At 49.1% G+C, this 8822-nt stretch carries 10 protein-coding genes; 7 read left to right on the top strand and 3 right to left on the bottom strand.

Annotated elements, in window-relative coordinates:
- Positions 1 to 254, bottom strand: a 254-nt coding sequence (locus tag QZT80_RS26690; protein ID WP_295129458.1) for a MaoC/PaaZ C-terminal domain-containing protein, incomplete at its 3' end; no start/stop codon positions are given.
- 283 nt (positions 255 to 537) lie between these two features.
- On the opposite strand from QZT80_RS26690, the gene QZT80_RS26685 reads away from it, so the two are divergent.
- The gene (locus QZT80_RS26685) at positions 538 to 660 is read left to right on the top strand and encodes a hypothetical protein (RefSeq protein ID WP_295129456.1); all 123 of its coding nucleotides are present in this window, start codon (positions 538 to 540) and stop codon (positions 658 to 660) included.
- A gap of 175 nt (positions 661 to 835) precedes the next feature.
- Here QZT80_RS26685 and QZT80_RS26680 read toward each other — a convergent pair whose 3' ends face one another.
- Entirely contained in the window at positions 836 to 1675 is an 840-nt protein-coding gene (locus QZT80_RS26680) for an AraC family transcriptional regulator (RefSeq protein ID WP_295129454.1), read from the bottom strand.
- 129 nt (positions 1676 to 1804) lie between these two features.
- Here QZT80_RS26680 and xylA point away from each other — a divergent pair, with 129 nt between their 5' ends.
- Positions 1805 to 3133: a xylose isomerase gene (gene xylA, locus QZT80_RS26675; protein WP_295129452.1), complete on the top strand. Its 1329-nt coding sequence runs from the start codon at positions 1805 to 1807 to the stop codon at positions 3131 to 3133.
- Positions 3134 to 3206: 73 nt separating this feature from the next.
- Here the strand turns inward: xylA and QZT80_RS26670 are convergent, their stop codons facing one another.
- The gene (locus QZT80_RS26670; RefSeq protein ID WP_295129451.1) at positions 3207 to 4448 is read right to left on the bottom strand and encodes a redoxin family protein; all 1242 of its coding nucleotides are present in this window, start codon (positions 4446 to 4448) and stop codon (positions 3207 to 3209) included.
- A gap of 160 nt (positions 4449 to 4608) precedes the next feature.
- On the opposite strand from QZT80_RS26670, the gene QZT80_RS26665 reads away from it, so the two are divergent.
- The 5 genes from QZT80_RS26665 to QZT80_RS26645 form a co-directional block, all read left to right on the top strand.
- A complete protein-coding gene (locus tag QZT80_RS26665; RefSeq protein ID WP_295129449.1) occupies positions 4609 to 5619 on the top strand; it encodes a histidine kinase in 1011 nt (336 codons plus the stop codon).
- Entirely contained in the window at positions 5603 to 6667 is a 1065-nt protein-coding gene (locus tag QZT80_RS26660) for a sensor histidine kinase (RefSeq protein ID WP_295129447.1), read from the top strand. The genes QZT80_RS26665 and QZT80_RS26660 overlap by 17 nt, the downstream gene beginning before the upstream one ends.
- 1 nt (position 6668) lies before the next feature.
- Positions 6669 to 7367 carry a LytTR family DNA-binding domain-containing protein gene (locus QZT80_RS26655; RefSeq protein WP_295129445.1) on the top strand — a complete coding sequence of 233 codons (699 nt, stop codon included), beginning with the start codon at positions 6669 to 6671 and terminating at the stop codon, positions 7365 to 7367.
- Between the two features lie 188 nt (positions 7368 to 7555).
- Entirely contained in the window at positions 7556 to 8407 is an 852-nt protein-coding gene (locus QZT80_RS26650) for a hypothetical protein (RefSeq protein WP_295129443.1), read from the top strand.
- Positions 8407 to 8822, top strand: a 416-nt coding sequence (locus tag QZT80_RS26645; RefSeq protein WP_295129441.1) for a hypothetical protein, incomplete at its 3' end; no start/stop codon positions are given. The genes QZT80_RS26650 and QZT80_RS26645, both read left to right, overlap by 1 nt.

The following is an 8822-nucleotide window of genomic DNA, read 5'->3' as shown; positions in this document are numbered from 1 at the left end:
TCGTACCCGTAGGTCATGGACACCTCATTAATAAGCTCGGCTGTAAGACCAATAGCCACCGTAAATATGAGCGTTCCGTGAGCGATGCGCTTTTTGAATGGCTGTGTTTTACACCATTCTTCGTCCATATGATGAGGAAAAAAATCGCCCGACTGCCCGGCATGGAGTACAATATCGGTTTCAGTGATGGTGCGGCCTTTAGTTTCCCGGACTTCATCCGGCTGGAATTCTTCAAAGTATTTCTTTATAAACATGACATCCAAGCCCTGGGCTGTTTGATCAATAATGTGGAATTTCTTCAGTGCATTAAATTAGTCTAGCCCGGGCTGGGAGCCAATGACACGTTTTACTGTAATGATGGATGATTTTCCTGTGGGGGGACCATGGAGCCTTTCCCGTTTGATAGCTGCCAGGTATCGCCAGGGTACCCTCTTCCTATCCTGTTCGTCCGGCATTCGTTCTGCTTCCCGCTCAAAAACTCACACGTTTATCAACTGGAAAAAAACGGCCGGCCGACCTTTGCATAAAATATACAACATGATAGTAAACGATAAAAACCTCTTCATTGCCGGCTGCTCGGGCATGTTCGGGAAACAAATAGTGATACAGCCGCGGAACGGCCAGATACTGGTATGTGCGCCGCCGCCCCAAAAGGGGTAAAAAGGGTTCACCGGCAAAGCTGGCAGCGCATGAAAGGTTTAAGCAGGCCACCGTGTGGGGACGAAAAGTTAAAATGATACAAGACCTGCTGGACATTTATACACCGCATATCACCCCGTGCCGTAACCTGCAAAACCTGGCGGTGGCCGATTAAACGCGGTAAGGCTGATGGTGATTACTGCTGATACTGTCGCCTGTACTGGCTGGGGGTTTGCGCTTTTACCTCCTTAAACTGTTTGGAAAAATGCGCCCAACTTTTGTAACCACTATCATAACATATATCCAATATAGGCTGGTTGGTGCTGGCCAATAACTTACAGGCATGGCTGATACGCAGGTCGCGTATAAAATCAAAATAGGTTTTCTTAATATTCTTTTTGAAGAAGCGGCAGAAGTTGGGCACGCTCATGTTGGCCATTGCAGCGGCTTCCGCTAATGTAACCGGCCCCTGGTAATGTTTCAGGGAGAAATCCATCACCCTGGCGATGATTTCGTTTACCGCATTGGCGGGCGTACTGAAATCTTCCGTCATTGTTTTATAGGATACGGAGCCGCCGATGCGTTGCAGGCATTGCAATAGTAAAATCAGTTTGTCGAATCCCTTCGCCTCGTGCATGGCGAACATCATGCGGCTAACGTCCTGCTTCAGGCGTTTTTCCAGTACAATGCCATTGTTCCTCTGTAATAATAACTGCACCGCTTTCATCTCCGGCATGTCCAGCAAACCATTGCCCCAGCAGTCGGCCGTAAAGTGTATGACCAGCGCGGCACCGGTCATCTTTGCTTCACTCTTCCTGAACCAGTGCGGCACGTTGCCTGCCAGGAAAAACACATCATCCTCCTTATAGTCCGCCACACTATCACCTATAATAGCCGTGCCATGCCCTTTCAGAATAACGATCAGCTCATACTCCGGGTGCTGGTGCCAGGTAGTTTCGAACCGGGGAGTTTCGTACACCCGGCAGGCAAAACTCTCATTACCCTCGATCGTTATCTTTTGCAGTAGCGTTTTCATCCTACACCTTATTTTATCATTATAAAGCACACCTCTTCTTAAAAAGTGATAAGATAGCATATTTTCTTTCAAAAATAGCGGTTGCCTGCCAACTGCCATCAGGTGATATTTGCCCCATAAACCACAAACATGAAAATACTGACCGGAAAAACAGCATTCTTCGATAGCGTGCCTGCTATTAAATACGAAGGCCCGCAAACCACTAATCCCTTCGCATATCGCTGGTACGATGAAAATAAAACCGTGGCAGGTAAAACCATGAAAGATTGGTTACGCTTTGCTGTTGCTTACTGGCATTCCTTTAATGGCAATGGGGCCGATCCTTTCGGTGAGGCCACCCACCTGTTTGCCTGGGATAAAAATCCCGATCCCATCCAACGTGCAAAAGATAAGGCCGATGCGGCTTTTGAAATGATCACTAAACTGGGTTTACCTTATTACTGCTTCCACGACGTAGACGTGGTGGATTATACAAACGATGTAGCCGACAATGAAAACAGGCTGCGCCAGCTTACAGCATACCTGCAGCAGAAGCAGGCAGACAGCGGCGTGAAACTCTTATGGGGCACCGCCAACCTGTTCAGTCACCGCCGCTATATGAATGGTGCATCTACCAATCCGGACTTCCATGTACTGGCACATGCCGGCGCGCAGGTAAAAGCAGCACTGGATGCCACGATCGCACTGGGTGGAGAGAACTACGTGTTCTGGGGCGGCCGTGAAGGCTATATGAGCCTGCTGAATACCAACATGAAAAAAGAGAAAGAACACCTGGCCAGGTTCCTGCAAACATCGCGCGACTATGCAAGGAAAAACGGTTTTACCGGCACCTTCTTCATAGAGCCCAAACCCTGCGAGCCTACCAAACACCAATACGACTACGATGCAGAAACCGTTATCGGCTTCCTGCGCCAATACGATCTGCTGGGCGACTTTAAACTAAACCTGGAAGTAAACCACGCCACCCTGGCCGGTCACACCTTCCAGCACGAGTTACAGGTAGCCGTAGATGCCGGTTTGCTCGGCAGCATGGACGCCAACCGCGGCGACTACCAGAACGGCTGGGATACCGACCAGTTCCCCACCAACCTGAACGAACTCACCGAATCGATGCTCATTATACTCGAAGGCGGTGGTTTTAAAGGCGGCGGCATCAACTTCGACGCCAAGATCCGCAGGAACTCAACCGACCCTGCAGACCTGTTCCATGCACACATCGGCGGTATCGACGCGTTTGCGAGGTCGCTGGTTACTGCTGCCAATATACTGGAAAACAGCGAGTACAAAAAACTCCGCGAGCAACGTTACCAGTCGTTCAACAGCGCCGAAGCCAAAGCCTTCGAAGCAGGAACGGCCAGCCTGGAACAACTGCGTGACTACGCAGTAAAAAACGGCGAACCAGCCGTTACCAGTGGACGCCAGGAGTACCTGGAAAACATCATCAACAACTACCTGTAACGGTATACATAATAGCTATGAAAAAGGCAGGCCAATATATGGCCCGCCTTTTTGTTGACATAGATCATGTTATTTACATGGAAATCATAGGTATCGATTTACGCTCGCCCGCAGGAGCCGCAGTACCTTTGTTGATCGCCGCTTTAATGCCTGCTTCCGCTTCAGGACTGTAACCCGTGTATTTACTCACGATCTTCCCTTCTCTGTCGATCAGGTAAAGCGTAGGAATACCACTAAACTGGAAATCCGACATCGTTTTATCTTTGTTGTTGCTTAACAACTGCTCCCAGGGCATTTTTTCTTCGCCCATCGCTCTTTCCCAGGCCTTCTTATCAGTGTCGATAGAAATACTCAGTACTTCCAGTCCTTTATCTTTATAGGTGGTGTACAAATCTTTCACTTTAGGGATCGCCTGGCGGCAGGGACCGCACCAGCTTGCCCAGAAGTCGACCAGCACGTACTTGCCTTTGTATTTATCCAGCCCTTGTAAAACACCTGCTGCATCCGGGTAAGAGATGGATGGGGCGGGCTGACCGGGTTTAAGGCGCATGGCCTGTAACCTGTTGTTGGTAATCGTTGTTTTCAGGTTCTTCGCCTCTGTAAGCCATGGATATAACTTAAGTAAACCATCGAGCTGCGCCATGGTAGCATTATACTGGGTTGTATCTTCCGGACTGCCTGCATAACGAAGTGCATAAATCAGCACAGGGCGGTCTTTGTAGATATTGAACAGTAAATCGCGGCGCATCTTCGCATCTTCATCCGCTTTATTGTAACGCGGGCGGGTATTGAGGTAAGTGATCCAGGCACTGTCGCCGCTCTTTTCCTTATATTGTTTAGCGTAGTACTCCTGGTTGTATTCCTCCACACTTCGCCTGTAACTGTTGGTATTGTTCAATTCCATCTGGTTAATGAAATTATTGTCAGAAGAACCCTGCACATAATAGAAGTGTGGGATCTTCATTTTCATTCTTGCCGTATCGTACCCGCGCGACGATACCGTAACATCCGCATCGCTCCAGAACTGGAGATGGTCCCAATGCATGACATTCAACCTGTACACACCCGGGTGGTCTTGTTTAACGCGGAAAGTGTAGGTAAGGTCCTTGCCCAGTTCCACAGAGTCCACCACTTCTGGTTTACCCGTAAAATTATCGCGGCTCAGCCACACCTTTCTGGGCATGCCGGCAGGCACATCAAACTTCACTTTACCCTTTACCGTAAACTGTTTGGTAAGGGGGGCCTTTTGAGCCATTACCGCCGCCGGTGCCAGGGCCAGCGCTATAAGGGCAGTTTTAAACATTGAATTGTTCATCCTGATGGTGGTTTTGATTTCGTTTAGCCATTACGGCAAGTACAGATACCAAATTAAGCGTGACGGAACATAAATGCAGTAAAAACTGTACGTACCGGCGTTTTACAGGTACATTCAGGCAATAGGCAGGTACGAAAAAAAACGGCGCAAATGCAGTTCTATGGCGTACCTTAGCCGAATGGCGCGTACCAGCGGAACATATCGTTACCTGCTCCATCTCCTGCTTTGGATGATGGTCATTTGCCTGTATACATTCCCCATGTTACAGTCGAACTGGGGCAGTGCGTTCGGACTTCGTTACACACTGATACGTTACGGTTTGTACGGCTTCATCAACTTCCAGCTATTTTACCTGCTGGCGTTTTATGTGCTGCCTGCGCACGGCCGGCGTAAACACCTGTATGCGGCAGGCGGAACGGTGGCGGTAGTATTAGTCTTTAGCCTGATCAAGTACGGAGTAGCGCTCATTTTTGCAGATGAAGTATTGCAGGGCGCTGTAGCCATGATCGGCTTTCCCAAAACCTACTTTTCATTTGGCACCTACTTCCGGTTTACACTGGCCACCGGCATTGCCGTAGCCTTTGCAGCCTATGCTTACTATATTTTCCTGGAATGGCGCGCGCGCGACAAAGCCAGTTATCAACTGGAAGTAGAAACCGCCGCAGTGCAACGCCGGTATACGCAGATGCAATTCTCCTCGCAACTGTTACTCCGCAAACTAAAAGCCCTCGAAAGCATGCTGGCCGATGAACAAAAGCGCGATGGCGAAGGCGCAGAAACGATATTACAACTCTCGCAGTTACTGCGGTATATGCTGTATGACAAAGCGGTTCGGTTCGATAAAGCGCCGCTGGGAACAGAGCTGCATTACTTTCATCTTTACCTGCAATTGCACAACCGCCTGTTCCCAAGGCAGGCGGTGAGTGTACAGGTGAACAAATCAGCACAGGGACATTACATTACACCCTTTCAATTACAGGCAGCCGCCGAACAAATACTGGAAAACCAGGAAGCAGAAGCGCCCGTGGTACTACGGATCAATATCGGTACCGATACACTCGCCCTCTCCTCCGGCCCCGGCCCCGGACGACTGCAAAAGCTGCTGACCCGCTTACGTTATTACCAGCACATCAACCATTTAACCATGCCTTTATATGCATCGCCCGCCTGACCACCTGCGCCACTATAAAGAACTGGCACTGCTGCTGGCGGTGTGGATGCTGGTGATGTACGGTATGGGCATACTGGGCATGCCCGGCGAACTTACGTCCGCCAAAATGCGGGCCATACACATCCGCGAAGGCGTATTTGGTTTACTGAATTTCATATTGTTTTATACTGCAGGCCGCTGGCTGTTCCCACAGTTTATCAAACACCGCGAACTGGCCCCCATGCTGGCCAAACTGCTTTTGCTGCTGGTAAGCATTACGCTACTTAAGTACGCCATCGCTTATTTCGTGTTCAGGCAGGATGTGTTGTACATGGGCTACCGCGGCAACTTCGTACCCATCTACCGGAGTTTTAATGCTTATGTCATCAGCCACACCTGGACGCATGCCTGGGTATTATGCGCAGCGCTCGCCTATGTATTGTTCCGCAACTGGCTCGAGGCCGACAAACGCCACCAGCTGCTGATCGCTCAAAAACAGGAGGCCGAACTGGGTATACTTACCACGCAACTGAACGTACACTTTTTGATGAACAGTCTCAACAGCATTTACTCCCTGGCACTGGTACGTTCCCCGCAGGTAATAGATGCAACACGTACACTGTCGCACCTGCTGTCTTATATGACGAACCAGCCGCCTGCCGCTACCTACCGCAGCAAATTGGCCAACGAACTGCGTTACCTGGAAGACTTCATCGCCATGCACCGCCTGCGCACAGGCTGTGATAATTGTGTAATAATGGAGATAGATGGCGCTACATCCGACTACCAGATTGCCCCGCTGCTACTGGTACCATTTGTCGAAAATGCTTTTAAACACGGTGTGGCCAATCAACCTAACCAGCCTGTTACCATCCGCATACAATGCGATGCGCAACAATTTATCTTTAACATTCATAACTTTAAAACCGTTAAACGGAAAGATAAAACAGGCGGTATCGGGCTTGAGAACGTTCGTAAACGCCTCGAACTGGTTTACCCGGAGCAGTATTCATTACGTATTAACGATAGTGAACGGGAATATGATTGCACCTTACAAATTAACTGGTAGTATGGCTATACAATGCATAGTTGTGGATGATGAACCACTGGCGATACAGGTGATCACCGGGTTTATCCGGAAAATGCCGGAGCTGGAACTGGCAGGCAGCTTCACCAATCCACTGGAAGCACTTGCCTTCCTGGCACAATCGCCACAGGTAAAACTGGTGTTCCTCGACATACAAATGCCCGAACTAACCGGCGTGGAATTTATGCAAATGCGGCGTACCGGTGCAGATGTAATCGTGGTATCGGCCTACGACGAGTATGCGCTCGACGGCTTCCGTTACGATGCGGTGGATTACCTGCTTAAACCAGTGCCCTTCCCGATGTTCGTGAATGCCGTACATAAAGTAACACAACGGCAGCAGCCGGCAGCAGCCATCCCCTCACAACCCGACTTTATCTTCATCCGCACCGACAAACGTATCATCCGCGTTAACCTCAGCGACATACTTTTCGTGGAAGCCTTACGTAATTATGTGGCCATCCAGACCAGTACACAGAAAATACTAACCCTGCAGAATTTAAGGAGCTTCGAAGAGGCATTGCCCCCGCAGCAGTTCATCCGCGTACACAAATCGTTTATTATCGCCATCAGTAAAGTAGATAGTGTGGAGAAACAGCGCATTTTTATGGGTCCGCACCTGGTACCCGTTGGCGATACATACGTGAAGCAGTTTTATGAGTCGATGAAGATCGGGGGATGACGCCTGAATTTGTCTAACACCGTAGAATCTGCAACAACTACTCCCGTTTTGCTATCAGGCAGAAAGTTACTATTTTACACCGGAGCCCGGAACAAGGCGTTCAATGGGTGAGCCCGGCATGAAAGATGTACATAGTCAGTGCATTCCCCGAAACACACATTTAATCACTATAGGCAAAAGTCAAATTTATGAAACGTATTCTGGCGACACTTATCTGTATTGCATGCACTTTACCCCTCTTTTCTCAGAACTCCGACGCAAAGGCGGATGTAATCATCAAACTGAATGGTGACGAAATGAAAGGTAAAATACTGGAAATGAATGAGGATGCGGTGAAGTTCACTTACACCGGCGAAACACTGGTATACAACATCAAGAAGTCAGAAATACTGAAGATCACCTTTGCTTCCGGACGCCAGGAGATCATTACCAAACCAGGATTACCGGAGGCCGCACCAGCTGCCAAAACCGCAGGTGCCCCCGCAGCCGTTGCGCCGGAAGATCATCGGAATAAGATCGCCATCCTGCCTTTTGCCTTTATCACCGATGGTCAGCCCGCTGCCGACCAGGTAGGCGAAAAAGCACAGTCAGAATGTTTTGCCATGCTGAGTAAACATGCAGGTCTTAACACCGTACTGGATACACGCACCACCAATGCACTGCTCATTAAGGCCGGTATCAACAATTCCAACATCAAAGGATTTACGATGGACGACATCTGTAATATACTGGGCGTGGAATACGTGATAGAAGCTGTGGTAACGGTAGATAAAACTACTCAAACCGCCTACTCTTCTTCCTCAGGTACCGCCACCACCAAAACAGATCCTAAAAACACCAACAACTCAAAAGATCGTTATAGCGGATCTACCTTCGCTACTAATACCCAGAACTACAAGAACGTGGTACTGCTCAACGTTTACAACGACCAAGGCTCCAATGTGTACTCCCAGGAAAGGCAGTCGTTTTTCAACACCGACGACGCTTACAAAAATGCACTGGAATACCTTTTAAAACGCAGTCCCGTTTACCATAAATAATGATGCAGCTGATGATGATCCGCCATGTAGGGAAAACACTATTGATACTGCTTATATTCTCTACCAGGCTGACGCACGTGGCCGGGCAGGCCAGGGATACAGTCCATACGATTAAAGATAGCACGTTGTCCGTGGCGGACAGCCTGCCTCGTGGTTTTGTACAAAAACTACAGGAGGCCGGACACAAATTAACCGCAAAAAACATTGGCACTCTTAATGCCAACAGAGCCTCCAGGCTACAGCGCACCTTATTTAATGAAATAAGGAAAACGGGCCTGGAGGCTAAACTGTTCCTCGAAAAGGGAATAGACACCCTTTCTATCGCCCGGCATATTGAACAGGCAAAAAAGGATATGGATATATCCCTTGAAGGCGTTTTGCAAAACCCGGGGCCTATCCACACCCTCCGCGATTT

This window comes from uncultured Chitinophaga sp., from assembly GCF_902168175.1.
Classification (GTDB): Bacteria; Bacteroidota; Bacteroidia; order Chitinophagales; family Chitinophagaceae; genus Chitinophaga.
This window is presented reverse-complemented; position numbering and strand designations above follow the sequence as displayed.